At 45.9% G+C, this 835-nt stretch carries 1 protein-coding gene and 1 pseudogene; both read left to right on the plus strand.

Going from position 1 to position 835, the window contains the following annotated elements:
- Positions 1-515: type II secretion system protein GspD (locus R7Z49_RS24135; protein ID WP_411913032.1), on the plus strand; the 515-nt coding region annotated here is incomplete at its 5' end.
- Positions 515-835 (plus strand): annotated as a pseudogene (locus R7Z49_RS24140) (type II secretion system protein GspE); the annotation flags it as partial. The gene R7Z49_RS24135 and the pseudogene R7Z49_RS24140, both read left to right, overlap by 1 nt.

Raw genomic sequence — 835 nt, forward strand, 5'->3', positions numbered from 1 at the left:
AAGTCGGTATCAAGCTCAAAGTTGTACCACAGATCAACGAAGGTGATTCTGTTCAGCTAAATATTGAACAAGAAGTCTCTAACGTATTGGGTGCCAATGGTGCCGTTGACGTTCGTTTCGCGAAGCGCCAACTTAACACTTCCGTGATGATCCAAGATGGTCAGATGCTGGTGCTAGGTGGTTTGGTTGATGAACGTGCACTAGAAAGTGAATCGAAAGTGCCACTGCTTGGTGATATTCCAGTATTGGGGCACTTGTTCAAATCAACCAGCACGCAAACCGAAAAACGTAACTTGATGGTCTTCATTAAGCCGACCATCATCCGTGATGGTATGACCGCAGATGGTATCACTCAGCGCAAATACAACTTTATTCGTGCAGAGCAGCTTTACAAAGCTGACCAAGGCTTGAAATTGATGCCAGATGAGAAGATCCCTGTGATCCCAGCATTTGGCCAAGATCGTAAGCATCCTGCTGAAATTCAAGCGTTTATCGATCAAATGGAAAAGAACTAATGGTAGATATGTTAGACACTGCGCCAAGTATGCGTCGTCTGCCATTCAGTTTTGCCAATCGCTTTAAACTGGTTTTGGAGACTGAGCATCCAGAGCGTCCTCCAATTCTTTACTACGTGGAGCCGCTAAATCCAGCGGCTCTGGTTGAAGTACGTCGCGTGCTTAAGCGCAGTTTCGTGCCTCAAGCCATCGATAAAGAATCCTTCGATAAAAAGCTGACTGAAGCGTATCAACGTGATTCATCAGAAGCTCGTCAATTGATGGAAGATATCGGTGCCGACAGTGACGATTTCTTCTCGTTGGCAGAAGAGCTACCGCAT

The organism is Vibrio sp. 1562 (assembly GCF_033340155.1).
Lineage (GTDB): Bacteria > Pseudomonadota > Gammaproteobacteria > Enterobacterales > Vibrionaceae > Vibrio > Vibrio alginolyticus.